Consider the following 24,107-nt stretch of genomic DNA (forward strand, 5'->3'; position numbering starts at 1 on the left):
CCCCGCAGCCAGCGTGGTGCAGGGGGCTTTCATAAAATAAGAATCATTCTTGTCTGTGGGGCGCGCACCGCTCCGGCTGGCCATGGCTTTCTCCTCTGTCCAAACACCTGCACGCCCTCCGCGCTGGCTGGGGCGGGGCACGCTGCGTGCCTGTGATTTCAGCGGGCCCGACTACCGCATCCTCGATGCCGAGGTCACGGCACAGGATGCGCTGCTGGCCGGGCACCTGCAGGCCTGGCAGGTCCAGCCCGGCCTGTGGCTGCATGGCGTGGAAGCCCGCGACCTGCGCACCATGAGCACGCGTTCGCCGGCCGTGCCGGGCCTGCACATGGTCGTGCTGCTGGAGGGGTGCGTGGACGTGGCCTTCGGCAACCAGGGCCTGCAGCTGCAGGTGGCGCCCGCCAGCGCCGCCGGTGCCCATGTGCAGGCCTGCGGGGCCGTCATCCACACGCGGCCCGGCGACATGTTCATGCGGCAGTGGCGGCGCGGAAAGTTCGAGCGCAAGCTCAGCATCACCGTGCAGCCGCAGTGGTTTGCCGCACAGACCCTGCCCATGGCGCCGCCGCCGCTGCTGCAGCACTGGATGGAGCAGCAATTGCTGGCCATACGGCCCTGGCAGCCCTCGCCGCGCGCCGTGGCGGTGGCCGAGCAGATCATCCAGCTGGCACGCGAGGGCTCGGCGCCCTTGCTGCTGGCCAGCCGCACGCTGGAGCTGGTGCACGAGGCCGTGCAGTCCCTCGAGGCGCCCGAGCCCGATCCGGCGCAGACCGTGCCGGGCGTGCTGGGCGTACGCGAGCACCGGCGCATGGCGCGCCTCAAGGCCCTGCTGGACAGCGGCGGCGACGGCTGCCGCACGCTGGCCGAGATCGCACGCGAAGTGGGCCTGAGCGCCAGTGCGCTGCAGCGCCAGTTCCGCCTGGCCTATGGCTCCAGCATCGACGAGTACCGGCGCGAGCAGCGGCTGGCGCGCGCCTGGGCCGCGCTGGAGCAGACGGGCTGCAGCGTGGCCGAGGTCGCACATGGGGCCGGCTATTCCAGCGCGGCCAACTTTTCCACGGCCTTCAAGCGCCGCTTCGGCATCTCTCCCAAGCTGGTGCGTGCCCGGGTCTGACGCCCGGCGGGCGTCTTTGGCGCGTGGCGCAAACATCGGCAGGCCTGCCGCAAAGCCTGCTTGCGCCAGGCGGTGCTGCAATCTGGCAAAAGAAAGGACATACGCGAATGACACAGCTGCAGGCGCGCACCTCGGTGCACATGGACAGGCCCGACGAAGCCATTGCCGCCATCGTCGGGCACATGCAGGAGCACGACATCACCGTGCGCCGCGAAGGCTCGCGCTGGGTGGCCGACTACGAAGGCGGCCGGGGCCAGCTGTGGCTGGAGGGCCGGCAGGTGCATGCCGAGGTGGCCGCGCCCGGCGTGGAACTGCTGCAGGACATGAAGCTCATGCTGGCCCACCTGCTGCTGGAGGCCACGGGCGCCGCCGACGGCTCCCTGGCCTGGGAGGGTGACGGCGCCGCGCTGCAGCGCCCGCCGGCCTTCCGCGAGCTGCGGGTGCTGGCCGTGCGCGATCTCACGCCGCACATGCGCCGCGTGCGCTTTGCCTGCGACGACATGGCGCGCTATGCGCAGGACACCCACATCCACGTCAAGCTGCTGTTCCCCCAGCCCGGCGTGACCGAGCCCGAATGGCCCACGCTGTCGGCCAGCGGCCTGCTGCGCCTGCCCGAGGGTGACATGCGCCTGGACATGCGCACGTACACCATGCGTGCGATGGGTGTGGATGGCGTGGACAGCGAGGCGGGCGGCGCCAACGGATGGATCGACGTGGACTTCGTGCTGCACGAGGACGCCGGCCCCGGGTCGGCCTGGGCCGCGCGCGCCCAGCCGGGCCAGCGCATCGGCATGACCGGCCCCGGCGGGCGCACGGCCACCCCGGCCGACTGGATGCTGCTGGCCGGCGACGACACCGGCCTGCCGGCCATGCTGCGCATTGCGGCCGCCCTGCCCGCGCACACGCGCGGCCATGTCTTCGCCGAAGTCCAGAGCCCGCAGGACGAGCAGCCCGTGCAGGCGCCCGCAGGCCTGCAATGGCACTGGCTGCACCGCGGCGCTGCCGAGGCCGGCACCACCACGCTGCTGATCGACGCGCTGCGCGCCGTGCGCTGGCCGGATGCGTTGGCCGGTCATCCCGCCAGCCGCTTCGTCTGGGCCGCTGGCGAGTTCGATACCGCCCAGGCCGTGCGCCAGTGGGCGCGCGAGGAGCGCGGGCTGGAAAAGCACGAGCAGCTGGTCGTGGCCTATTGGCGGCGCGGCATGAGCGAGTCGGATTTCAAGGCCGCGAAGTAGGCCGCGAAGCAGGTCGCGAAGCAGGCCACGCAGGGGGCCGGCGCCTCAGGGGGCGCTGCGCTCCTGACGCAGCAGAAACTTCTGCAGCTTGCCTGTGGGCGTGCGCGGCAGGCTGGCCGCAAAGACGAATTCACGCGGGATCTTGTAGCGTGCCAGCCTGTCGGCCAGGAATTGCTGCAGCGCCTCGGTATCGGGCGCGGTCTCGCCGCGCAGCACCACATGGGCGATGACGGTCTCGCCCCATTCGGGGTGGGGCCGGCCCACGACGGCGACGTCGGCGACCTGGGGATGGGCCGAGATCGCATCCTCCACCTCCTTGGAATAAACGTTCTCGCCACCCGTGATGACCATGTCCTTGGTCCGGTCCACGATGAAGAGATAGCCCGCGTCGTCCAGGCGCGCAAGATCGCCCGTGCGGTACCAGCCGCCGGGCGCGAAGGCGGCGGCCGTGGCCTGGGCGTCGTGCAGGTAGCCGTCCATCACGCTGCCGGTGCGCAGCCAGATCTCGCCGGTATCGCCCGGGCCGGCATCCTCGCCGTCGTCGCGCACCACGCGCATGTCCACGCCGGGCAGGGCCACGCGGCCGATGGAGCCTGCCCGCTCCACCTGCTCCTCGGGGTAGAGCGTGGTGCCCGTGGGGCCGGTCTCGGTCATGCCGTAGACCTGGTAGAAGCGGTCGCTGCGGTAGGCCGTGGCCAGCTTGCGCGCCATGTCGGCGCCTATGGGGCCGCCGCCGTAGACCCAGGCTCGCACGCTGCTCAGGTCGTAGCGGGCAAAGTCGGGCAGCATCTGCAGCGGCGCGAAGTAGGAGACGGGGGCGCCGAAGTACAGCGTCACGCCCTCGTCCTGCACGGCCTGCAGGAAATGCTGCGGGTGGTACTCGCGCAGCAGCACCACGGTGCCGCCCATGTACAGCGTGCCGCCAAACCAGTTGTTGAGCGGCGAGGAATGCCAGATGGGCATGGCCATCAGCGTGCGTTCCTCGCGCGTGATGGACAGGCCCAGCGCGGCCGTGATCGCCGCCAGCGTGACGGCGCGGTGGCTCAGCAGGCAGCCCTTGGGCCGGCCCGTGGTGCCGGAGGTGTAGAGCACCTGGGCGATGTCGCCATCGGCGGGCCCCGCGCCTTCCAGGGGCCTGGCGGCCGCCACCAGCGTGTCCCAGTCCTGGACACCCGGGACGGCCTCTTGCGCCTCGGTCACAAGTCGGGCGCAGGGGTGTGGCGCAGCGGCGACCACGGGCGCGAGTGCGGCGTCAAATACCAGGGCCTTGCACTGCGCGTGGCCGAGGATGTACTGCAGCTCGGGTGCCTGCAGCTTGTGGTTGACGGGCACCAGCGCGGCGCCCAGGCGCCAGGCGCCGAGCAGGGCTTCGACAAACCCCGGCGTGTTCAGGCACATCAGGGCCACGGTGTCGCCCCGGCCCACGCCCTGGGCCTGGAGGACGGCGGCAGCGCGCTGCGAGCGCCGCTGCATGTCGGCATAGCTGATGGAGGCGCCGCGGTCGCGCAGAAAGGCCTTGGCAGGCGTCTTGCGCACGGCGCTGTCGAAGGCGTCGAGCAGGTTCATGTCTTGTCTCCTTGTGCTTTGTTGTGTGGCGCGCCGGCCACCGCTTCAGGCGGGCAGCGCACGCTGCAGGATGGCGGCAATGTCCAGGCCTGCGGGATCGAAGGCGCCCGCCACCATGGCGCCCTGCTGCGCGCCCAGGCGCGTGGCGATGAAGCCGTCGGCCATGGCGGGCGGCGCATGGCGGCGCAGCAGGCAGGCCTGGGCCAGCAGCACCAGGTCCTGCACCAGGCGGCGTGCCTGGGCCTCGAGCTGGTCAGGCGGGCCGGACAGGCGCCGGGCCAGCGACTGCGCCTGCTGCAGCAGCGCGGGCTCGCCCGCCGCCGTGTCGATCAGGTCCTGCAGCAGCAGCTGCGCGCCGTCGGGCTCGCGCGAGATGGCGCGCAGCACGTCCAGGCACATGACGTTGCCCGAGCCTTCCCAGATCGAGTTCACGGGCGCCTCGCGGAACAGGCGCGCCATCACGCCCGTGTCCACATAGCCGTTGCCGCCCAGCACCTCCATGGCCTCGCCCGTCAGCTCCACGCCGCGCTTGCAGACCCAGAACTTGGCCGCCGGCGTCATGATGCGCTTCCAGGCGCGCTCCAGTGGATCGCCCTCGTCGCCTCCACGCTCATAGGCCTGGGCCAGGCGCATGGCGATCTGCAGCGCGGCCTCGCTTTCCAGCGCCAGGTCGGCCAGTACGGTGCGCATCAGCGGCTGCTCGGCCAGCCGCTTGCCGAAGACGCTGCGCCGGCGCGCATAGGCCAGGGCCTGCACCGTGGCCGAGCGCAGGATGGCGGCGCTGCCCAGCACGCAGTTCAGGCGGGTGTAGGTGGCCATCTCGATGATGGTGGGAATGCCCCGGCCTTCCTCGCCCATCAGGATGCCCCAGGCGTCCTCGAACTCCACTTCGCTGCTGGAGTTGCTGCGGTTGCCCACCTTGTCCTTCAGGCGCTGCACGCGCACCGCATTCTTTGTGCCGTCGGGGCGCCAGCGCGGTACGTAGAAGCAGGCCTGCCCACCGCCTTCCCCCATGCGCGCCACCACCAGGTGGGCATCGCACATGGGGGCCGAGAAGAACCACTTGTGGCCGCGCAGCAGGTACTCGCCGCCGCGCCCGCCGGCGTGCACCGGCATGGCCACCGTGGTGTTGGCGCGCACGTCGGAGCCGCCCTGCTTCTCGGTCATGCCCATGCCCAGCCACATCGATGCCTTGTCGGCCACGGGCAGGTCACGCGGATCGTATTCGTGGCTGAACAGCTTGCCCTGCAGCTGCTGCCACAGCGCCGGTTCCTTTTGCAGCAGCGGGATGGCGGCCGTGGTCATGGTGGCCGGGCACAGCGTGCCCTGTTCGACCTGGCCGTGCAGGTAAAAACCTGCGGCCCAGGCGCTCCAGCGGCCCGCGCTGCTGTCCTCGAAGGGCAGGGAGATCAGCCCCTGCTGCCGGTATAGTCCCAGCAGCGTGTGCCAGCTCGGGTGGAACTCCACGGCGTCGATGATGCGGCCGCGTGCGTCGAAGCGGTGCAGCTCGGGCGTGTGGCGGTTGGCCTGCTCGGCCAGCTCCCAGGTGGCGCGCTCGCCCAGCTGCTGCGCATAGCGCGACAGCGAAGGGATGTGGCGCGCAGCGCCGCTGCGCTGCAGGGCCTCGGCCAGGGCAGGGTCGGCCTCCAGCAGGTTGAAGTCGGTGAGTTCGTCGACCTGGTTCAGGACGTCGTGCGTGTTCCAGGTGTGCCCTGTCTGCAAAGTCTGGCCGGTGCTCATGCGTGTCTCCGTGATCGTGGGTCTCAACGCAAAAGTCTAGGAAAAATGCCCAGCAAAGGTGTTCGGGTTTCAAGGCAGCAGCCGCAGCCGCCCAAAGTGCGGCGCCGCCCCCTGCAATCGCGCGCGCAGGCCACCTCGCAGGCGCTGCAGGACGCCTTTGTTCGGCTTGTGATCGAGCAGGGCTACGAGCGCACCACGGTGCGCGAGGTGGCGGCCGTGGCCGGCGTGGGCCTGGGCACCTTCTACGAATACTTCGGCAACATGGACACGCTGGCGGCCATGTGCATCCACCGGCAGGTGCAGGCCCTGCATGCCCAGGGACTGCAGACGCTGCAGGGATGCGCCGGCATGGCGCCGGCCACGCGCGTGGACCGGCTGCTGGACACCTTGGTGGACGGCATTGCGCGCGAGGCGCCGATGTGGGCTGCGCTGTTCATGCTCGAGCGTAAGGTGTCCGCGCCCGAGCCCTTCCGGCGCCACTACCAGGCCTATGTGCAGCTGTGGGCCATGGCGCTGCAGGACTGCGATCCGCCGCTGCCCGAGCCGGCCCAGCCCCTGGCGCGGCTGCTGCACACGATGACCTATGGCTGGGTTTCGCAGTCGCTGCTGGCGCTGGGGCCGCAGCAGACGCCGCAGCAACTGCGCGAGCCGCTGGGCTGGGCCATTCATGCGCTGCTGCGCAAGGCGCAGGCTGCGTAGTCCCTCAGGGCCCAGGGGCCCGAGACTCAGATGCGCGGAAAGCGCAGCGTGAAGCGGGCGCCGCCCCGCTCGGAATCGTCGGCCTCCACGCTGCCGCCCTGGGACAGGGTCAGCGCCTTGACGATGGACAGGCCCAGGCCAGAACCCTCGCGGCGGCGCTTGCCGGGCACCTGGGCAAAGCGCTGGAAGGGATGGGCGCGCAGCTCGCTGGGCAGGCCGGGGCCTGCATCGCTGATGCGCAGCACGGTCCAGGCGCGGCCTTCGATATCGGACTCCACCGTGAGCGCCACGCCCAGCCAGGCGCCGCTGGCCGCATGGCGCATGGCGTTGCTGACCAGGTTGGAGAGGATCTGGCGCATGCGGTCGGCATCGGCGCGGATGTCGGTCATGCCTTCGTCGGTGGGGCCGGGCAGGGACAGGTCCAGCTGCATGCCGTGCTGCTGCAGCTGGGGGTGGAGCTGGTCCAGCGTCTCGGCCACCAGCAGGGTCAGGTCCATGCGCTGCTTTTGCAGCGAGAGCTGGCCTGCATCGGCCATGGACAGCGTGTGCAGGTCGTCCACCAGCCGGCCCAGGTGCTCGACCTGGGACAGCAGGGTGTTCAATTCGGTGTCGTCCGCCGCGATGACGCCATCGCAGATGGCATGCAGTCGCGCCTGCAGCACCGTCAGCGGCGTGCGCAGCTCATGCGAGATCGAGGCCGCCGTGGCGCGGCGCTCGGTCTCCAGCGTCTCCAGCGAATCGATCATGCGGTTGAAGGCCACCACCATCTCGGCCATCTCGCCGTGAGCCTTGCCGGGCAGGGCGCGCGCGCTGAAGTCGCCCAGCTCCACGCGCTTGGCCACCTCGACCATGGACGCCAGGGGCCGCGTCACCAGGCGAGACACCCAAAAGCCCACGGCCAGTCCGAAGGGCAGGCACACCAGCAGGCCGATGACCAGCGACCATTTCTCGCCGAACAGCAGATCGCCCGTCCAGTACTGGCCATAGATCTGCATGGCGCGCGGGCTGTCCTCCAGCGACTGGGCGTTGAGTTCGTCCAGCTCGATCTGCACGGCCGGCGGCAGGCTGTTGTAGAAGTCGCGGTACTGGATCTCGGAGAACACCAGCACGCCGATGGCCAGCAGGGCGATGGTGCTGAGCACGGTGGCCGTGATCCACAGGCCGAAGCGCACCCAGATGCGGTTGGGCCTCAGTCCCAGGGCCATAGCCGGTAGCCGATGCCACGCACGGTTTCGATCAGGCCTTCCTGGCCGGCCAGCTGCAGCTTGCGGCGCAGCTTGGACAGGTGCGAGTCGATGACGCGCTCCAGCGCATCGCTCTCGGGCAGGCAGTGCTCGATCAGGTGGGAGCGCGAGAAGCAGCGCCGGGGCTGGGCCGCCAGGCAGGCCAGCAGGCGGAACTCGGTCAGCGTCAGGGGCAGCGGCAGGGCGCGGCCCTCGTTGTCGTAGACCACGGCGCTGTGCGCCTCGGTATCGATCTCGATGGGGCCCACGCGGATGGGCGCGGGCGCCGGGTTCTTGCGTGCCTGGGTGCGGCGCAGCACGGCGCGCACGCGGGCCACGACCTCGGGCGGATTGAAGGGCTTGACCACGTAGTCGTCGGCGCCCAGGCGCAGGGCCAGCAGCTTGTCCACATCATCGGCCAGGGCCGTGACCATGATCACGGGCGTCTGGCTGTCATCGCGGATGGCGCGCAGCACGTCGATGCCATCCATGCCGGGCAGGTGGATGTCCAGCAGCACCAGGTCGGGCCGCAGCTGGCGGAACAGCTGCAGCGCCTCCTGCCCGTCCGAGGCCATGCGCGAACGCAGCCCGTCCCGCTCGAGATAGGCCGTCAGGATGCTGGCGATGGCGGGCTCGTCTTCGACGACGAGCACGAGGGGGGTGGTTGCCGTTGGCTGTGCTGTGGAGTTCATGGGAAAGCTGGCAGGGCCAAGCGCACATTATGGTGCGATGCCCTGCGAGCCGTAGCCCTCCATATTGGCTCCACGAAGTCTGCAATCGCGCGCAAGGCTGGCGCTGTTCATTTCCTGCAGTCCCATCAGCGGCTATTGGTAGCTCATCGTGAAGGTCGCCCTGCCATAGGCCACGCCAGGTGTCACGCTGCCGGCTGTCTGCACCAGGCGCGCGCTCAGCGGAATCTTCAGGCTGTTCTGCCCCTGTGCGACCTGGCCCGCATTCCATTGGTTGGCATTGCCCAGGCTGCCGGAGTCGGGGCCGAAGCTCACGGGCACGTTGTTTCTCAGTACCTGTATGCCGACACCCCGGGCCTTGGAGTTTTGGGCCAGCGTCAGCGTGCTCGATCGGTTGGTCGCCTGGGTGGCGTCCGTCAGCGTGATGAAGGCGGTCAGGCGTGTATTGGCTTCGCCTCCCGCGCAGGTCAACTCGATGCTGAAGTCCTTGGCTGCCGTGACGGTCCCGATTCCCTTGAAATCGGCGAACGGGGCGGGGGCCATGGCCACGTCGATCTTGCCCGTGGACACCCGGCAGGTCGGCGGCCTGGGGCGGCTGCTGACGTTGACGGTGATGCCACTCGAAAAGAATACCGTGGCCAGCAAGTCACGGGCATTGCTGGTCCCAGAGTAGATTCGTGCGAAGCTGCCATTCAGGAAACCGCCAGATGTGAGTTCCCCGGTTTTCACGAGCTCGAGGGTCATGTTGTTGCTTGGCAGTGAATGGAATATGCCCTGTTTCAGCATGGACCCGAAATAAGGCGCGGCTCTTTCCCACGTGATTCTCATGCCCAGGTTGGGAATGGAGGTGGAATATATTCCACTGCTTTCCGTTCCAATGCCTTCTATGTAATAAAAATCATTGTCGCAAGAAATGTGGTAGCTGCCGGCCCCGGTATTTTGCAAAGCCATTGTCCTGGAATAGACAACGCTGCCAATCGGATAATTTTCGTTGACGATGGTGGGGGTGTTGGCCGAACCCGGAAACTGGGCATTCCAGCCCTGGGAGGAACAACGGGCCCAGGATGAAATAGGGGCCATGAAGAGAATCAAGAGGAGCGGCATGGCCAATGCATGGCGCAAGATGGCTGTGAAAGGCATGCTGTGGACTCCAGCCAGGAAGATATGGATCAATGTCCTTGGGACAGGCGGCACCGGGCGCGATATCCGGTCAATATACCGACCTGTATGCGGCATTGGAATCGGAGTGTTCTGAAAATAAACTCGGAATCATCCGAGTCCGCGGTAATCTGGCGCGGTCCGCGACTGACTCCCGCCCGGGATGGGCAAGAGAGGCTTGCGCACGGCGCCGCGTTCTCCATGTTTCCTCCATAAAGCCTGCAACCTCGCGCAAGCTTGGCCGCGTCCAATGGCTATCCGGGGACATGGTTCCCTGGCCTCGTTTTCCCGGTCCTCTCCCTCGATCATCCCCTCCCGCCTGTCCATCCCGTGAACCACGCCGCCGCGACGCAACGCCTCTCCAGCCTGTGCCTGGGCGCCGCCCTGGCGCTGGCCGGCTGCTCATCGCCGCCCCCGGCACAGCTCGACGGCTCGGTGCCTGCGCAGTGGACACAGCCCCTGCCCGCCGCCGCGCCGGGTGCACCTGGCTCGGCCGCCGCACCCGACCTGCAGGGCTGGTGGAAGGCCTGGGGCGATGAATCCCTCAACACCCTGGTCGAGGAGGCGCTGGCCGCCAACCTCGATCTGTCCCAGGCCCAGTCGCGCCTGCGCCAGCAGCGGCTGCTGGCGGGCACGGCCGGCGCTGCCTTCCGGCCCGTGTTCACGGCCGGTGCGCGCACGCTGCAGGACATCGCAGCCATCGACTCGTATTTCCACGCCAGCATCGACGTGAGCTGGGACCTGGGCCTGTTCGGCGCCCGCGAGGCCGGCGAGCGCAATGCCGCAGCTGCCGTGCTCGATGCACGGGGCCGCCTGCAGGCAGCGCGCGTGGCCCTGGTGGCCGACGTGGTGCACCGCTACCTGGACATCCGCATGGCCCAGCGCCAGCTGGCCCTGATCGACGAGCAGGCGCAGCTGGATGCGCGTGCCCTGCAACTGGCCCAGGTGCGCCAGCAGCAGCGCCTGGGCACGGCCGAGGCCGTGCGCCAGCTGCAGCTGCAGGCCGGCCAGAGCGCTGCCCTGCGTGCGGGCCTGCGTGAAACCCAGGCCCGCAGCGCCCACATGCTGGCCGCACTGCTGGGCCGCACGCGGCCCGATGCGCAATGGCTGCAGGCCGATGCGACAGCGCCGCTGCCTGGCCCGCAGGCGCTGGGCGTGGCGGTCCTTCCGGCCGACCTGCTGCGCACGCGCCCCGACATCCAGGTGGCGCAGGCCGGCGTGGAACGCGCCGCAGCCGAGCAGGGCATTGCGCAAGCGGCGCTGTACCCGCGCTTCGTGATCGGCGGCTCGCTGCTGTATTCGTTCAACATCACCCAGAACCTGCGCACCACGCAGGACAACGCGCCCACCTTCGGGCCGCAGATCGACATTCCCCTGTTCGACTGGGGCCGCCGCCGCTCGCAGGCCGATGCCAGCGAGCTGGCGCTGCAGGCTGCCATCCAGGGCTACCGCCAGAGCGTGCTGGACGGCGTGGCCGAGGTCGAATCCGCCCTGGCCGCCATCGGTGCCCAGCGCCAGCGCATTGCCGCGCTGCAGGACTCGCAGCAGGTGCTGGCCGAGCGCGAACGCGTGCAGCACCAGCGCCAGAAGCTGGGCCTGGACAGCGAGTTCGGTGGTCTGGCGTCCCGGCGCGCCGCATTGCAGGCGCGCAGCGAGCAGACCACCGCCCTGGCCGCCCATGCCCTGGCCTATGTGGCGCTGTACAAGGCCCTGGGCGGCGCGCCGCTGCCTGCCGAGGACAGGCCGGAGGACGATTCCGGCAACGGCCCTGCGCCCGTGGCTCAGGGGGCATCCTCATGATCGCGCTGGCGCGCAAGACGCTGGTGCACGAGTGGCGCCGGTTCATTCCCTCCGTCTTCGCGGTGGGCTTCTCCGGCGTGCTGCTGGCCATGCAGGCCGCGCTGGTGCTGGGCATCTTCGGATCGGCCGCGCTGTATGTGACGGCGTCCTCGGCCGATCTGTGGATCGGCTACCCGGGCACGCAGAGCGTGAATTTCGGCCGCACCATCGGCCGCGACGTGGACATGCGCCTGCGCATGGACCCGGACATCACTGCCGTCGAGCCCTACGTCTGGGTCGATGGCGACTGGCGCTCCAGCACGCCGGCCGGCGGCGCGGCCAGCGAACACGGCGGCGGCGTGTCGGTCTACCTGTCCGGCATTGCCACCGATGATGCCTCCATGCTGTTTTCCCGCGTGCTCCAGCCCTGGCAGCGGCAGCGCCTGCGCGAACCCGGCGCCGTGATCGTGGACCGGGCCGACCTGCAGACGCTGGGCGCCAGCGAGGGCGGCGTGGCCTGGGTCAACAACCACCGCGTGCAGGTGGTGGCCGCCGTGGACGGGCTGCGCGGCCTGGGCGGCGTGAACGTGCTGGCCTCGCTGGCCACGGCGCGCGAGATTGCCGGTGACCCGGGCCAGGGCAGCACCTACTTCGTGGCGCGCGTGCGCCCCGGCGCCTCGGCCAAGGCCGTCCAGCAGCGCCTGAACCAGTCCACGCCCAGCTTCGGCCCCTACGAGGCATGGACAGCCAAGGAATTCGCGCGGCGCTCGCAGCGCTACTGGATGTTCGACACGGGCGCCGGCGCGGGCGTGCTGTTCATGGCCGTCATCGTCTGCCTGGTGGGCTCGGTGGTCACCAGCCAGTCGCTCAAGGCCGTGGTGGCTGCCTCGTCGCGCGAGTACGCCGTGCTCAACGCGCTGGGCGTGAGCCGCGCGGCCCTGGGCCGCGTGGTGGTGGAGCAGGCCTGCTGGATCGGCGGCCTGGGCTTCGTGATGGCCGCGCTGGCCAGCGCCGTGCTGCTGGCCGTGGCCACGGCCTACCGCGTGCCCGTGGCGCTGAACGCATCGGCCGTGCTGGCCTGTGCCGTGCTGGTGGCCGTGCTGTCCCTGCTGTCGGGCCTGGGCGCCATGCGCAGCCTGCTGCGCGCCGACCCGGCCACGCTGCTGCGCTGAAGACTTCCAGACACCATGAACGTGATGAATGCCTCTTCCCCCGCGCCCACGGCGGTGCCCCGCACGGCGCCCAGCCTGGAAGCCGTGCGGCTGTGCAAGTCCTTCCTGTCGGGCATGGTCAGCGTGCAGGTGCTGCAGGGCCTGTCGGTATCGCTGTACGCGGGCGAACTGAGCCTGATCTCTGGCCCTTCGGGCTGCGGCAAGAGCACCCTTCTGTCGCTGATGTCGGGCCTGCAGGCGCCGGACAGCGGCTACGCCATGGCGCTGGGCGAGGACCTGGGCAAGCTGGGCACGCGGGCGCTGGAGAAGTTTCGCCTGCGCCACACGGGCTTCGTCTTCCAGGGCTTCAACCTGTTCCCGGCACTGACGGCCATCGAGCAGGTGCAGCTGCCCCTGGGCTACATGGGCCTGCGCAGCGACGAGGCCCTGCGCCGCGCGCAGCAGGCGCTGGACGAGGTCGGCCTGTCCCACCGCGCCCACATGCGCCCGGCCGAACTGTCGGGCGGCGAAAAGCAGCGCGTGGCCATTGCGCGCGCCATGGCCAAGGCGCCGCAGCTGCTGTTCGCCGACGAACCCACGAGTGCGCTGGATGCCGAAAGCGGCCAGCGCGTCATCGACATCCTGCACCGCGCGGCGCGCAACCATGGCACGACCGTGCTGTGCGTGAGCCATGACCCGCGCCTGGTGCGCCATGCCGACCGCGTGCTCGGCATGGAGGACGGCGCCATCCGCAGCGACTGGCGCCAGACCTCCCCGTTGAAGGAAAAACAATGAAGCACCCCCTGAGCGGCCTTGCCGCTTCCACTGCCGGACTGGCTGCGGCGCTGGCCGCCGCCGCGCTGCTGGCGGGCTGCGGTCCTTCGCACGATGCGCCCGCCAATGCGGGCCAGGACAGCTCCAGGGCGCAGCAAAGCGGCCCGGCGGCAGTGGCCGTGGCGCGCGGCAAGATCGAGGTGGAAGGCGGGCTGCTGGACCTGTCGCCCGCCGTGGCCGGCGTGGTGCAGCAGCTGTCCGTCAAGGAAGGACAGTCCGTGCAGCGCGGCCAGCTGCTGCTGAGGCTGGCCGACGAGACGGGCCAGGCCGACCTGGCCGTGGCCGAGTCCGAGGCCCAGCTGGCCAGGGCCCGCCAGAAGGCACGCGCCGCGCGCCTGCCCCAGCTCAAGCAGACCCTGGCGCGCTGGCAGGCAGCGGCCCGCGAGGGCGCGGCCGACGCGCAGAACGTGGACGAGGCCGCGCAGGCACTGCGCGATGCCCAGGCCGAGATCGACGTGGCCGCGGCCGAGGCCCAGGTGGCGCAGCGCAAGCTCGAACAATTGCGCGCCCAGCACAAGCGCCAGGAACTGCGCGCGCCCGAGGCCGGCACCGTGGTGCGCCTGGCCACCCACGCGGGCAGCCAGGCCGTGCCCGGCACGCCGGCCGTGGTGCTGCTGCCGCAGCGCCCGCTGCAGGTGCGCGCCGAAATCAACGAAAGCTTCGCCGCCGCCGTGCGCGAAGGCATGCGGGCCACGGTGACGCTGGATGCCGATGGCTCCGCACAGCAGCAGCTGCCCTCGGCACGCGTGCTGCGCATCAGCCCCGTCTATGGCACGGCGCGGCTGCAGGACGACCAGCAGCGCGGGCCGGTGCGTGTCATCGAATGTGTGCTGGTCTTCGAACAAGCTCCCGCCGCCGCCGTGCGCGTGGGCCAAAACGTAAGGGTGCAGTTCCATGAATAAGCGCATTCCCCTGTATCTGGACACCGCCGCGCCCGGCTGGATGGTGCAAAGCGATTTCGACGGCACGATCAGCCTGCTGGACGTGACCGACACCCTGCTCAACCGCTTCGGCAAGCCCGGCTGGCAGGAGCTGGAAGACGCCTGGGAGCGCGGCGAGATCGGCTCGCGCGAATGCATGAAGGGCCAGGTCGCGCTGCTGGACATGGACGAGGCCGAGCTGCGCGCCCATCTGGACACCATCGAGATCGATCCCGGCTTCGCCGGCTTCGTGGCGGCCGCCCAGGCCAACGGCATGGTGGTGCAGGTGGTCAGCGACGGCATCGACTACGCCATACGCCATGTGCTGGAGCGCCATGGCCTGGGCCATCTGCAGGTCATCGCCAACCGTCTGGTGCCGACCGGCGAGCGCAGCTGGCGCCTGGACTCGCCCTGGGCCAGTGCGCAGTGCGCGCGCGCCAGCGGCAACTGCAAGTGCGAGCGCCTGGCCGAGCAGCAGGCCCAGCATGGCCGCGTGCTCTATGTGGGCGACAGTACCTCGGACTTCTGCGTCTCGGGCCGGGCCGACTTCGTGCTGGCCAAGTACAAGCTGATCGCCCACTGCGAAAGCCGGGGCATCGCCCATGCGCCCTTCGAGCATTTCGAGCAGGCCACGGCCTTGCTCGACAAGGTCGTCCTGGGCCTGGAGGCGCTGGCATGACATACCACCCCCTGAGTCGCTTCGCGCCTTGCCGTTGCACGGCGCCCCCCAAGGGGGACGACACCTTCGGTGCGGGGCGGCGCGGCCGGCCCAGGCCCTTCCTTGGTGTCTCTGGCTTCAGGGCACGCCATTTTCATGGACAGAGGGCGACGCGCAGCGTCATGGAAAATTGACATGAATTTGAGTGATGGGCTCTCCCTGGTTCAGCGCAGCGAGCCTGCCACGGGGCTGGAAAGCGTCTGCGTGACCGAGCATGAATTCGTCATGCCCGGCACGGGCGCTGCCGCGCGCACCGGCGTGCTGCTGGTGCACGGGCTCACGGGCACGCCGGCCGAGATGCGCCTGCTGGCCAAGGGGCTGAACAAGCAGGGCTTCACCGTCTATGCGGTCCAGCTGGCCGGCCATTGCGGCAGCATGGAAGATCTCGTGGACACGCGCTGGACCGACTGGCTGGCCAGCGTGGAAGGCGGCCTGCAGCGGCTGTCGCAGCATGTGGACCATGTGGTGGTCGGCGGCCTGTCCATGGGCGCCGTGCTCTCGCTGGCCGTGGCCCAGCGTCATCCCGACAAGGTGGACGGCGTCTGCGCCCTGTCCACCACCTTCCGCTACGACGGCTGGAGCATCCCCTTCTACACGCGCCTGGCCTTTTTGCTGCCGCTGTTCCGCGCGCTGGGCATTGGCCGCCGCAGCGTGTTCATGGAGCAGCCGCCCTACGGCATCAAGGACGAGGCCCTGCGCGCACGCGTGGTCGAGCAGATGCACTCGGGCGACAGCGCGGCGGCCGGCCTGCCGGGCAATCCCTGGTGGTCCATCATCGAGCTGCGCCGCCTCTCGGCCCATGTGCTGGCGCGCCTGCCCCAGCTGCGCTCGCCCTGCCTGGTCATCCATGCGCGCAACGACGACATCTCGTCGGTGGCCAACGCCCACGACATCGTGCACGGCGCCAGCCAGGCCCATGTCGAGCTGGTGCTGCTGGACAACAGCTACCACATGGTCACCATCGACCGCGACCGCCGCACCGTGATCGCGCGCACCACCGAGTTCGTGGCGCGCATCGCCAGCGGTGCCGCCCCCCGCGAAGGCCGGGCTGTGGAGGCTGCGCCGCATGGGCAGTGATCTCTCGCCGCTGGTCATCACGCTGTGGGTGCTGAACGTGCTGGTGGACAGCGGCGGCCAGCTGGCCTTCAAGGCCGCCGCCAGCCAGCCCGGTGACCTCGACGGCCTGGCACGCTGGCGCTTCATGGCCTCCAGGCCCTGGCTGTGGCTGGGCGTGGGCTGCTATGTGGCCGAGTTCGTGCTGTGGCTGGCCTTTCTTTCGCTGGTGCCGCTGTCCGAGGGCGTGCTGCTGGGCTCCATCAACATCGTGGCCATCATGATCGCGGGCCGGCTGCTGTTTGCCGAGAAGCTGGCACCCATGCGCGTGGCAGGCATCGTTCTGGTGTCCATCGGCGTCGCCATCGTGGGCCTGCATTGAAATGAAGCGCTTTTATTTCATCGGCTTTCTGGTGCTCATGGCCTTCGACACGCTGGCCCAGCTGAGCTTCAAGCAGGCCGGCAATGCGGCGCTGCCGCTGGAGTTCTCGGTGGACTGGCTGGCGCGCGTGTTCGGCCAGCCCTGGATCTATGGCGCCTTCGTGGGCTACATCGGCGCCTTTTTCTCGTGGATGACCTTGCTCAAGCGCGCGCCCATCGGCCCGGCCTTTGCGGCATCGCACCTGGAGATTCTTTCCGTGCTGGCGCTGTCGTACTGGCTGTTCGACGAGCGCATAGGCATGCCCCAGATCATCGGCTGCCTGTTCATCGTGGCCGGCATCGCCTGCCTGGCCGTCAGCGAGACGCAGGAGGCCGAGGGGCCCGGCGCAGACGATGACACGCCGGGCCATGCGGGCGGCAACCCGGGCGCGGGTTCGGCCAGCGCGGGTGCCGCGCATCTGGCGGCCTCGGCCGAGCACGGCACGCACCGTGGCTGAACGCATGCTGCCGCCCACGGCGGGCCTGCCACTGCGCGCGGCCGACCTGCTGCCCTGGGGCGACGCGGACCTGGCGACGGCGCTGGCGCAGTGGCTGGGCGTGCCCGCCGTGCAGCTCGAATGCTCTGGCACCTCGGCGCTGATGGTGGCGCTGCAGACGCTGCGCCGCCTGGCGCCGGGCCGCAGCGAAGTCATCGCCCCCGCCTATACCTGCCCGCTGGTGGCCCTGGCCGTGGCGCACTGCGGCCTGCAGCTGCGCCTGTGCGATCTGCATGCCGACACGCTGGACATGGACCCCGCGCGCCTGCGCGCCCTGTGCAGCGAACGCACGCTGGCCGTGCTGCCCACGCATCTGTGCGGCCGCGTGGCCGACGTGGACACGGCCCTGGACTGCGCGCGCGCCGTGGGTGCCTGGGTGGTGGAGGACGCTGCCCAGGCCCTGGGCGCGCGCCTGCGCGGCGAGCCCGTGGGCTGGCAGGGCAATGTGGGCTTCTACAGCCTGGCCGTGGGCAAGGGCCTGACCACCTTCGAGGGCGGCGTGCTGCTGGCGCGCGACCCCGCGCTGCGCGAGGCACTGCGCGAGACACATGCAGCCAGCGTGCGCCAGGACCGGGGCTGGGAGTTGCGCCGCAGCCTGGAGCTGCTGGGCTATGCGGCGCTGTACCGCCCCGCCGGGCTGGACCTGGCCTATGGCCGCCCCCTGCGCGATGCGCTGTCGCGCAGCGACTGGGTGCAGGCCGCCGGCGATGATTTCGACGACGCCATTGCCCGCCATGAACTGGGCACCTGGCGCCGCCGCGTGGGCCGGCGCGCACTGGCGCGGCTGGCGGACTTCCAGCAGCAACTGCAGCGCCAGGCGCGTGAGCGCGGCGCCTGGCTGTCGGCCATCGATGGCATCGAGGTGGTGGGCGACACCGTGCCGGGTGCGCAAGGCGTCTGGCCCGTGCTGCTGCTGCGCCTGCGCGATGCCGCCACGCGCGATGCGCTGCTGCGCGCGCAATGGGGGCGGGGCTGGGGTTTGTCGCTGCCCTTCGTCCATGTGCTGCCCGACTATGGCCGCTACGACCATGTGCTGGGCCTGGCACGCCAGGACGTGGTGGACCAGGGGCGCGACTGGGCGCAGCGCCTGGTGGCGGTGGGCAACAGCCTGTGGTTCGACGACGCGCGCTTTGGCGATCTGGTCCAGGTGCTGGAAAGCGCCATGAAGCAGGCCGCCGCCTGACCTCGCAGCACCGGTCGCCGCAGCTCCGGTGGGGCCTCAGCCGGCCTGCTGCAGACGCTCCACCAGGCGCTCGTTGAACGCATGCTGGCCCAGTTGCCAGGTGGCCAGCGTCTGCGCGCCGATCTGCGTGTCCTGGCCGTCACCCGCGCTCATCCAGCGCTTCCACCAGGTCGCGTAGCGCCAGGAAGACACATCGCCCGTGATGTCGCTGCCCACGATCTGGCCGGACAGCGCGCCAATGATGTCCATGGCTTCGTTCTCCAGCATGCGGCCCTGGTCCCAGTTGGTGCGCACCACCTCGGGCGCGAACACGTCCTTGTCGATGCTCAGGTAGGTGGGCTGGGCCTGCTCGCGCAGCATGCGCGCCAGCGTGCGCGACAGCTCGGCCACGCTGGCAAAGCTGCGAAAGGCCGAGTCCACGCCCAGGCGGCGCGCCCAGCCCGTGTCCACGCCCGCGCTCCAGTAGCTCAGGCGACCGGCGCGCAGCGGCGTGAGGTAGTTCTCCCAGGCGTGTGCGCGGCCGATGTCGCCGGAAGTGATGCCGGCCACGTGCACATGCGAGATGGCCGGATGCAGGGCCACGCGGCGCACCCAGGAGCCGCAGTGCACGCCCCAGGGAAAGCGCATGTTGTCGGGGTGGTTGTCCAGCACGACCACGCGCAGCGGCCGGCCTGAGGACAGGGCCCGCGCCGCGATGCAGCGCTCGATCAGCGGCCAGCTCAGATGGTGGAAGTCGCCGCTGCCCATGAGGGCCGTGCCATGCGCGGCGGGCAGCTGCGCATCGAGCGCCGCGCGGAACCGCGCGAAGCGCCGCAGGCCGCAACCGAAGCGCACCTGCTCCTGCCAGTGCTGCAGCGGCAGGCGCAGCTCGCCGGGCAAGGATCCCACCGAGCCATCCACATCCAGCACGACCGGCTGGGCATTCAGTTCTGTTCGCTCCATTGGCGATCGCTTTCGAAGTGGCCGGCAAAGCGCCGGCCCAGTGCGCGCAGCAGCGGGTTGCGTATGAAGACCGCATGCTGCGTGAAGGTGAAGCTGGCGCCCAGCTGGGCCTTGACCTCGGGATCGGTCCAGCCGGCCACGTAGTGGCTCAGGCCGCGTTCGATGGCGTATTCGAGGTTGACCATCCAGCTCACGAAGTAGAGGTTGGCCTCGCGTGCGGCCGGGTAGGACAGGCCGATGTACTTGTCGACCAGCTTGCCGCCGTGCTCGAAGCACAGGTTCCAGCCCAGCAGCGCACCGGGCGCGCCGTCGTCTTGCAGCGCGCGGTACTCGAAGACGAGGCCGCCGTTGCCTGCATCGCGCAGCACGGCCGCGAAGAAATCGCGCGTGAGTTTGTCGAAGTGGATCTCGCTTTGCGCATACACCGCATCGAACAGCGCGTAGTAGGCATCGACGCAGGCGTCATCGGCAAAGGCCGCGCCCGTGGGAATGCGCTGCACCTGCAGCTGCGCGCGGCTTTTGAGCTTGCGGCGCAGGTTCTGGCGGCGGCTCCTGGACAGGCGCGCAAGGTACTCGTCCAGGCTGGAGAAGTCGATGGGCACATGGGCCAGGGCCTGGCCTTCGACCAGGATGAAGCCCGCATCGGCCAGGGCCTGCGCCAGCGCCCGTGCATGGGCGTTGTCGGCGTCCGGCAGCAGCGGGGAATCCTGGGGCAGGTCCTTGACGATGGTCAGCATGCGCCGGCCTGCGCGCGCACGCAGCGCGGCAGCCTGCTGGGCGGCAGGGATGCCCATGGGCAGCACGGCGTACTCGCTGACCGTGGTGCCCACGAAGTCGGTGGACAGGCGCAGCCGGCGCGACAGCCAGCCGCCACCGGGCAACGACAAAAGACGCGCCTTGAGCGCGTCGTCCGCCGTGGTCAGAAGATCGAAGGGCGCCGTGAAGGCCGGCGCCGGCCAGTCCTGCAGCAGTGCGAAGCCCTCGGGAGGATGGGCCGCGAACTGCGCGAGCAGGCCTGGGGGTTCGAGCTGGTTGTGCAGGCGCTCTGCGGGCATCGCGCCTTCAGGCCGCCTTGGCTTTCGTGAGCAACTGGTCCAGCAGGACCATGGCCTCGTCGATCTCGGGGCGCGAGATCATCAGCGAGGGCGCGAAGGTGATCACGTTCTTGTAGTAGCCGCCCACGTCCAGCACCAGGCCGCGTTTCTGGCCCTGGTATTCCAGGCCGCCTTCGAGGCCGATGTCCACCATCTTGTCCAGCAGCGCCTTGTTGGGCGTGAAGCCGTCCTCGGTACAGATCTCGGCGCGCAGCGCCAGGCCCAGGCCGTCCACATCGCCGATTTCCTTGTGGCGCTTTTGCAGCTCCTTGAGGCCTTCGAGGAAGTAGGCGCCCGATTCGCGCACCTGGCGGCCGAAGTCCATCTCGTGGGTCATCTTCATGACTTCCAGGCCCAGGGCCGTGCCCAGCGGGTTGGAGGCGAAGGTGGAGTGGGTCGATCCCGGCGGGAAGATGGTGGGGTTGATCAGTTCCTCGCGCGCCCACAGGCCCGACAGGGCGTTGAGGCCGTTGGTCAGCGCCTTGGCGAAGACCAGCACGTCGGGCTTGACGCCGAAGTTCTCCACCGACCACAGCGTGCCGGTGCGCCAGAAACCCATCTGGATTTCATCGACCACCATCAGCACGCCGTGGTCGTCCAGCACCTTCTTGAGGCCCTTGAAGAAATTGGGCGGCGGCACGACGTAGCCGCCCGTGCCCTGGATGGGCTCCACGTAGAAGGCTGCGTACTCGCACTGGTTGGTCTTGGGGTCCCAGATGGCGTGGTATTCGTTCTCGAACTTGCGCGCGAATTCCCGGACGATGGAGTCCGCGTATTCCTCCGACGTCATGCCCTTGGGGCGGCGGAACGGGTAGGGGAAGGGGATGAACTGCGCGCGGTCGCCGAAGTGGCCGTAGCGGCGGCGGTAGCGGTAGCTGGAGGTGATGCTGGAGGCGCCCAGCGTGCGGCCGTGGTAGCCGCCCTCGAAGGCGAACATCAGGCTCTTGCCACCGCTGGCATTGCGCACGACCTTGAGCGAGTCCTCGATGGCCTGGGCGCCGCCCACGTTGAAGTGCACGCGGCCGGCATGGCCCCACTTGCGCTCCGCATCCTGGGCGATGAACTTGGCCAGCTCGATCTTGGTGGGGTGCAGGTACTGGCTGGCGACCTGGGGCAGGGTCTGCAGCTGCTCGATCATCTTCTGCTCGAGGCGCTTGTTCTTGTAGCCGAAGTTCACGGCCGAATACCACATCTGCAGATCGAGGTAGGGCGTGCCGGCCTCGTCGTACATGTAGCTGCCTTCGCAGCCCGAAAAGATCTTGGGGGGATTGACGTAGTGGACGGTATCCCCGAACGAGCAGTACTTGGCTTCGTCGGCCAGGAGTTGGGCGTTATTGGTCACAGCAAAGGGCTCCAGATATTCAGCCGCCGCAGTGTGAGCGGGCAATCTTGCTGCGCTGTCGAGTCTTTGTGTGGGGTTTGTGGAGGAGGTCCGCGCGGGACCGTGATCTGTCCCTGTGACGTAAATGATACAAAACAAATGATAATCATTATCAATTGGTGGGAGAATCGCGGAAAGCCAGCAGGAAGAAATCACACCCGGGGGGAATCAATGGTCTCGCAAGAGCACTCCGCGAAGAGGTCGGCAGCTAGCCAGCAACCCTCGTTCCCCGATTCCTGCCATGGCTCCATCTTCACGCTCCTGCGCCCCTGTCTCCCTTTTCTGGAACCCCTGCGCTGCGCCGGCCTTGCGGCCCAGCCTGCTGGCCGTGGCCGTGCAGGCCGCCGTGATCGGCCTGGCCACGTCCGGCGCCTGGGCCCAGCCCCGGCCTCAGGCCCTGGACTATGAGGCCCGGCTGATGGCGCAGGCACCCACCAAGGCACTGGCCCAGGTCGACGTGGTCGACACGGCCGAGCCCGCGCAGCGAACCCCGGGCGCCTCCACCACCGTCAGCGGCCCGGCGCTGGAGCAGGCCGGCAGCATGGCCGACGTGGTGCGCTACCAGCCCCTGGTCTCCGCGCCGGGCACGGCCTCGGGCACCAGCCGCAACCGCAGCAGCTTCGACCGCTTGGGCACCACGGGCTACAACATCCGCGGCATCGAGGGCAACCGCATCGGCATGGATGTGGACGGCGTCGAGATGCCCGACGCCACCACGCGCCCCTATGTGAGCCGTGTCGGCGCCAACACCTTCGGCGTGGGCCGCGACTTCATCGATCCGGAAATGTTCTCGGGCGTGGACATCCACTCCGGCACCACCACGGCGCGGCGCGCGGCCGGTGGCATCGGCGGCTCGGTGGGCTTTCGCACCAAGTCCGCCGAGGACTACCTGGTGGGCGGCAAGACCTCCTACCTGGGCAGCAAGATCGGCCACGACACGGCCGACCGCTCCTGGAACGAGAGCTTCACGGCCGCTGGCCGCTCGGGCGATCTCGACGGCCTGATCGCCTACTCGCGCCGCGACGGCCACGAGACGCGCAACCACAGCGCCATCGTCAACAGCTATCCCGACGACTGGAACTCCAACGCGCTGCTGCTCAAGGGCGGCCTGCGCATCAACCCGGCCCACCGCCTGGTGCTGTCGGCCGACCTGTATCGCCGCAAGAACGACACCTCCTTCCATGGCTGGGACACCACCAACACCAGCATCACCGAAAGCTCGCGCCAGAACAGCGACACCAGCCGCAACACGCTGCAGCTGCAGCACCTGTGGACACCGGCCGGCGCCTGGGTGGACCAGCTGGACACGCGGCTGTACTTCCAGAACACGGACACCAACGACGTCACCGACACCACCACGCTGGCCACGGGCGCCAAGGTGCACAACGTCTCGGGCAACGAGACGCGCACCTGGGGTTTCTCGAGCACGGGCGACAAGCGCATCGACCGCCACCGCCTGAGCTTTGGCGTCAATGCATCGACACAGGACACGGAGCGGCCGTGGAACGTTTTCGCTACCGGCACGCCCGTTATGAAGCCCCAGCCCGACACCACCACCCGCCGCTACGGCGCCTTCCTGCAGGACGAGATCAGCTTCCAGGCCGGCGGCCGCCGCCTGGCGCTGATTCCCGCGCTGCGCGTGGACCGCGTGGAGATCAAGACACGCGACTTGGACAACTTCGTCTCGGGCGTGCTCACGGCCGCCGATGTGGAAAAGATTTACGGCGGCACGCGCGGCAACACCATCCTCAGCCCCAGCCTGGCCCTGGTCTATGACCTCACGCCCACGTTCAGCGCCTATGCCCAGTTCAAGCGCAGCGGGCGCGCGCCCTCGGCCGGCGAGATCTTCGGCTCGTGGAACATGGCCAGCAACTACAACGCGGCAGGCCAGTACGCCCTGGTGGGCAACCCCAACCTGAAGGAGGAAAGCAGCAATGCCTTCGACTTCGGCCTCAAGGGTTCGCCTACGCCGGGCGTGACCTTCAACAGCTCGGTCTTCTATACCAGGTACTCCGACTTCATCGCCTACACGCGCTACCTGCGCGCGGGCCGTCCCGACCTGTTCGTCAACGTGCCCGCCCACATCGGCACCATCTACCAGGCCGAGAACCGCGACAGCGCAAAGATCTACGGCTTCGAGGCCAGCGCGCGCCTGGACCACGGCCAGTGGATGCCCGCCGCCAGGGGCCTGTACTCCACCTGGGCGCTGGGCATCAGCCGCGGCACCTCCAAGTCCTACTACGCAGGCGACAAGGATGTGCCGCTGGACAGCGTGCTGCCGCGCAAGGCCATCGTCGGCGTGGGCTATGACGCACCGGCCCGGCAATGGGGCCTGAACCTGACCGGCACCTTCGTCGCGGGCAAGCAGGCCGTGGCCACCAACCGCGACAGCTACCTGAACGCGGGCACCGGCCTGACCGACTCGACCACCGAGCTGTTCCGCGTGCCCGGCCATGCCATCTTCGACCTGGCCGGCTACTGGCAGGTCGCAAAGAACGTGCGCCTGAACGCCGGCATCTACAACCTGGGCGACAAGCGCTACTGGGACTATTCCAGCACCCGCAGCCTGCAGCCCGGCGTGGCGCGCGACCGCCGCGACATCGAGCTGCTGAGCAACCCGGGCCGCACCTTCGCCGTGTCCATGAACGTTGCGTTCTGAGCACCCTGCGCACCATGCCATTGCATCCACGCCACCTTCACTTGCCGCGTGGCGC

General features: G+C 69.3%; 21 protein-coding genes. 13 read left to right on the plus strand and 8 right to left on the minus strand.

Annotation, left to right across the window (positions count from 1 at the left end; genetic code table 11):
- Positions 1-82 precede the first annotated feature (82 nt).
- A complete protein-coding gene (locus GRX31_RS00890; RefSeq protein ID WP_160851068.1) occupies positions 83-1,111 on the plus strand; it encodes a helix-turn-helix transcriptional regulator in 1,029 nt (342 codons plus the stop codon).
- A 107-nt stretch (positions 1,112-1,218) separates the two neighbouring features.
- On the plus strand, positions 1,219-2,346 hold the full coding sequence (locus tag GRX31_RS00895) for a siderophore-interacting protein (protein WP_160851070.1): 1,128 nt from the start codon (positions 1,219-1,221) through the stop codon (positions 2,344-2,346).
- A gap of 45 nt (positions 2,347-2,391) precedes the next feature.
- Here GRX31_RS00895 and GRX31_RS00900 read toward each other — a convergent pair whose 3' ends face one another.
- The gene (locus GRX31_RS00900) at positions 2,392-3,912 is read right to left on the minus strand and encodes a class I adenylate-forming enzyme family protein (RefSeq protein ID WP_160851072.1); all 1,521 of its coding nucleotides are present in this window, start codon (positions 3,910-3,912) and stop codon (positions 2,392-2,394) included.
- A 45-nt stretch (positions 3,913-3,957) separates the two neighbouring features.
- On the minus strand, positions 3,958-5,652 hold the full coding sequence (locus GRX31_RS00905; protein WP_160851074.1) for an acyl-CoA dehydrogenase family protein: 1,695 nt from the start codon (positions 5,650-5,652) through the stop codon (positions 3,958-3,960).
- 45 nt (positions 5,653-5,697) lie between these two features.
- Between GRX31_RS00905 and GRX31_RS00910 the strand changes: the two genes are divergently transcribed.
- Complete coding sequence (locus GRX31_RS00910; protein WP_016452241.1) at positions 5,698-6,351, plus strand: TetR/AcrR family transcriptional regulator; 654 nt, start codon at positions 5,698-5,700, stop codon at positions 6,349-6,351.
- A 26-nt stretch (positions 6,352-6,377) separates the two neighbouring features.
- Here the strand turns inward: GRX31_RS00910 and GRX31_RS00915 are convergent, their stop codons facing one another.
- The 3 genes from GRX31_RS00915 to GRX31_RS00925 all read right to left on the minus strand — a co-directional run bounded on the left by GRX31_RS00915 (position 6,378) and on the right by GRX31_RS00925 (position 9,403).
- Positions 6,378-7,556, minus strand: coding sequence for a sensor histidine kinase (locus GRX31_RS00915; protein WP_016452240.1), 1,179 nt, complete (start codon positions 7,554-7,556; stop codon positions 6,378-6,380).
- Positions 7,541-8,266 (minus strand): response regulator, encoded by a 726-nt coding sequence (locus GRX31_RS00920; RefSeq protein ID WP_016447358.1) that lies wholly within the window; start codon positions 8,264-8,266, stop codon positions 7,541-7,543. Before GRX31_RS00920 ends, GRX31_RS00915 begins: the two co-directional genes overlap by 16 nt.
- Before the next feature lie 132 nt (positions 8,267-8,398).
- Positions 8,399-9,403: a fimbrial protein gene (locus GRX31_RS00925; RefSeq protein WP_160851077.1), complete on the minus strand. Its 1,005-nt coding sequence runs from the start codon at positions 9,401-9,403 to the stop codon at positions 8,399-8,401.
- A 348-nt stretch (positions 9,404-9,751) separates the two neighbouring features.
- Between GRX31_RS00925 and GRX31_RS00930 the strand changes: the two genes are divergently transcribed.
- The 9 genes from GRX31_RS00930 (at position 9,752) to GRX31_RS00970 (ending at position 17,976) form a co-directional block, all read left to right on the plus strand.
- Entirely contained in the window at positions 9,752-11,221 is a 1,470-nt protein-coding gene (locus GRX31_RS00930; protein ID WP_046982603.1) for an efflux transporter outer membrane subunit, read from the plus strand.
- Positions 11,218-12,372, plus strand: a complete 1,155-nt coding sequence (locus GRX31_RS00935) for an ABC transporter permease (protein ID WP_016447361.1) — start codon at positions 11,218-11,220, stop codon at positions 12,370-12,372. The genes GRX31_RS00930 and GRX31_RS00935 overlap by 4 nt, the downstream gene beginning before the upstream one ends.
- Positions 12,373-12,387: 15 nt before the next feature.
- The gene (locus GRX31_RS00940; RefSeq protein WP_016447362.1) at positions 12,388-13,146 is read left to right on the plus strand and encodes an ABC transporter ATP-binding protein; all 759 of its coding nucleotides are present in this window, start codon (positions 12,388-12,390) and stop codon (positions 13,144-13,146) included.
- Positions 13,143-14,087: an HlyD family secretion protein gene (locus GRX31_RS00945; protein ID WP_160851079.1), complete on the plus strand. Its 945-nt coding sequence runs from the start codon at positions 13,143-13,145 to the stop codon at positions 14,085-14,087. Before GRX31_RS00940 ends, GRX31_RS00945 begins: the two co-directional genes overlap by 4 nt.
- The gene (locus GRX31_RS00950; protein ID WP_160851081.1) at positions 14,080-14,784 is read left to right on the plus strand and encodes an MtnX-like HAD-IB family phosphatase; all 705 of its coding nucleotides are present in this window, start codon (positions 14,080-14,082) and stop codon (positions 14,782-14,784) included. The genes GRX31_RS00945 and GRX31_RS00950 overlap by 8 nt, the downstream gene beginning before the upstream one ends.
- A 174-nt stretch (positions 14,785-14,958) precedes the next feature.
- Positions 14,959-15,900, plus strand: a complete 942-nt coding sequence (locus tag GRX31_RS00955) for an alpha/beta hydrolase (protein WP_016452235.1) — start codon at positions 14,959-14,961, stop codon at positions 15,898-15,900.
- Positions 15,890-16,258, plus strand: a complete 369-nt coding sequence (locus tag GRX31_RS00960) for an EamA family transporter (RefSeq protein WP_012202070.1) — start codon at positions 15,890-15,892, stop codon at positions 16,256-16,258. Before GRX31_RS00955 ends, GRX31_RS00960 begins: the two co-directional genes overlap by 11 nt.
- 1 nt (position 16,259) lies before the next feature.
- Positions 16,260-16,754, plus strand: a complete 495-nt coding sequence (locus GRX31_RS00965) for a DMT family transporter (RefSeq protein ID WP_016452234.1) — start codon at positions 16,260-16,262, stop codon at positions 16,752-16,754.
- Positions 16,747-17,976: a DegT/DnrJ/EryC1/StrS family aminotransferase gene (locus GRX31_RS00970; RefSeq protein ID WP_160851083.1), complete on the plus strand. Its 1,230-nt coding sequence runs from the start codon at positions 16,747-16,749 to the stop codon at positions 17,974-17,976. Before GRX31_RS00965 ends, GRX31_RS00970 begins: the two co-directional genes overlap by 8 nt.
- A 36-nt stretch (positions 17,977-18,012) precedes the next feature.
- Here the strand turns inward: GRX31_RS00970 and GRX31_RS00975 are convergent, their stop codons facing one another.
- From GRX31_RS00975 to GRX31_RS00985, 3 genes are read right to left on the minus strand one after another with little or no spacing between them, the layout of a single operon-like run.
- Complete coding sequence (locus tag GRX31_RS00975; RefSeq protein ID WP_160851085.1) at positions 18,013-18,918, minus strand: arginase family protein; 906 nt, start codon at positions 18,916-18,918, stop codon at positions 18,013-18,015.
- On the minus strand, positions 18,900-19,973 hold the full coding sequence (locus GRX31_RS00980) for a GNAT family N-acetyltransferase (protein ID WP_160851087.1): 1,074 nt from the start codon (positions 19,971-19,973) through the stop codon (positions 18,900-18,902). Before GRX31_RS00980 ends, GRX31_RS00975 begins: the two co-directional genes overlap by 19 nt.
- A gap of 7 nt (positions 19,974-19,980) precedes the next feature.
- On the minus strand, positions 19,981-21,354 hold the full coding sequence (locus GRX31_RS00985; RefSeq protein WP_016447370.1) for an aspartate aminotransferase family protein: 1,374 nt from the start codon (positions 21,352-21,354) through the stop codon (positions 19,981-19,983).
- A gap of 280 nt (positions 21,355-21,634) precedes the next feature.
- On the opposite strand from GRX31_RS00985, the gene GRX31_RS00990 reads away from it, so the two are divergent.
- Positions 21,635-24,052 (plus strand): TonB-dependent hemoglobin/transferrin/lactoferrin family receptor, encoded by a 2,418-nt coding sequence (locus tag GRX31_RS00990; protein WP_160851090.1) that lies wholly within the window; start codon positions 21,635-21,637, stop codon positions 24,050-24,052.
- Positions 24,053-24,107: the final 55 nt, after the last annotated feature.

The sequence above is a fragment of the Delftia sp. CH05 genome (genome assembly GCF_009827015.1).
Classification (GTDB): Bacteria; Pseudomonadota; Gammaproteobacteria; order Burkholderiales; family Burkholderiaceae_C; genus Comamonas; species Comamonas tsuruhatensis.

Excerpts from the sequence above, each read along its gene's own strand:
- GRX31_RS00915 (WP_016452240.1), bottom strand. The coding sequence starts at position 7,556 with ATGGCCCTGGGACTGAGGCCCAACCGCATCTGGGTGCGCTTCGGCCTG.
- GRX31_RS00900 (WP_160851072.1), bottom strand. The coding sequence starts at position 3,912 with ATGAACCTGCTCGACGCCTTCGACAGCGCCGTGCGCAAGACGCCTGCC.
- GRX31_RS00990 (WP_160851090.1), top strand. The coding sequence starts at position 21,635 with ATGGCTCCATCTTCACGCTCCTGCGCCCCTGTCTCCCTTTTCTGGAAC.
- GRX31_RS00980 (WP_160851087.1), bottom strand. The coding sequence starts at position 19,973 with ATGCCCGCAGAGCGCCTGCACAACCAGCTCGAACCCCCAGGCCTGCTC.
- GRX31_RS00935 (WP_016447361.1), top strand. The coding sequence starts at position 11,218 with ATGATCGCGCTGGCGCGCAAGACGCTGGTGCACGAGTGGCGCCGGTTC.
- GRX31_RS00975 (WP_160851085.1), bottom strand. The coding sequence starts at position 18,918 with ATGGAGCGAACAGAACTGAATGCCCAGCCGGTCGTGCTGGATGTGGAT.
- GRX31_RS00905 (WP_160851074.1), bottom strand. The coding sequence starts at position 5,652 with ATGAGCACCGGCCAGACTTTGCAGACAGGGCACACCTGGAACACGCAC.
- GRX31_RS00945 (WP_160851079.1), top strand. The coding sequence starts at position 13,143 with ATGAAGCACCCCCTGAGCGGCCTTGCCGCTTCCACTGCCGGACTGGCT.
- GRX31_RS00960 (WP_012202070.1), top strand. The coding sequence starts at position 15,890 with ATGGGCAGTGATCTCTCGCCGCTGGTCATCACGCTGTGGGTGCTGAAC.
- GRX31_RS00955 (WP_016452235.1), top strand. The coding sequence starts at position 14,959 with ATGAATTTGAGTGATGGGCTCTCCCTGGTTCAGCGCAGCGAGCCTGCC.
- GRX31_RS00965 (WP_016452234.1), top strand. The coding sequence starts at position 16,260 with ATGAAGCGCTTTTATTTCATCGGCTTTCTGGTGCTCATGGCCTTCGAC.
- GRX31_RS00910 (WP_016452241.1), top strand. The coding sequence starts at position 5,698 with ATGCCCAGCAAAGGTGTTCGGGTTTCAAGGCAGCAGCCGCAGCCGCCC.
- GRX31_RS00950 (WP_160851081.1), top strand. The coding sequence starts at position 14,080 with ATGAATAAGCGCATTCCCCTGTATCTGGACACCGCCGCGCCCGGCTGG.
- GRX31_RS00890 (WP_160851068.1), top strand. The coding sequence starts at position 83 with ATGGCTTTCTCCTCTGTCCAAACACCTGCACGCCCTCCGCGCTGGCTG.
- GRX31_RS00925 (WP_160851077.1), bottom strand. The coding sequence starts at position 9,403 with ATGCCTTTCACAGCCATCTTGCGCCATGCATTGGCCATGCCGCTCCTC.
- GRX31_RS00895 (WP_160851070.1), top strand. The coding sequence starts at position 1,219 with ATGACACAGCTGCAGGCGCGCACCTCGGTGCACATGGACAGGCCCGAC.
- GRX31_RS00920 (WP_016447358.1), bottom strand. The coding sequence starts at position 8,266 with ATGAACTCCACAGCACAGCCAACGGCAACCACCCCCCTCGTGCTCGTC.
- GRX31_RS00940 (WP_016447362.1), top strand. The coding sequence starts at position 12,388 with ATGAACGTGATGAATGCCTCTTCCCCCGCGCCCACGGCGGTGCCCCGC.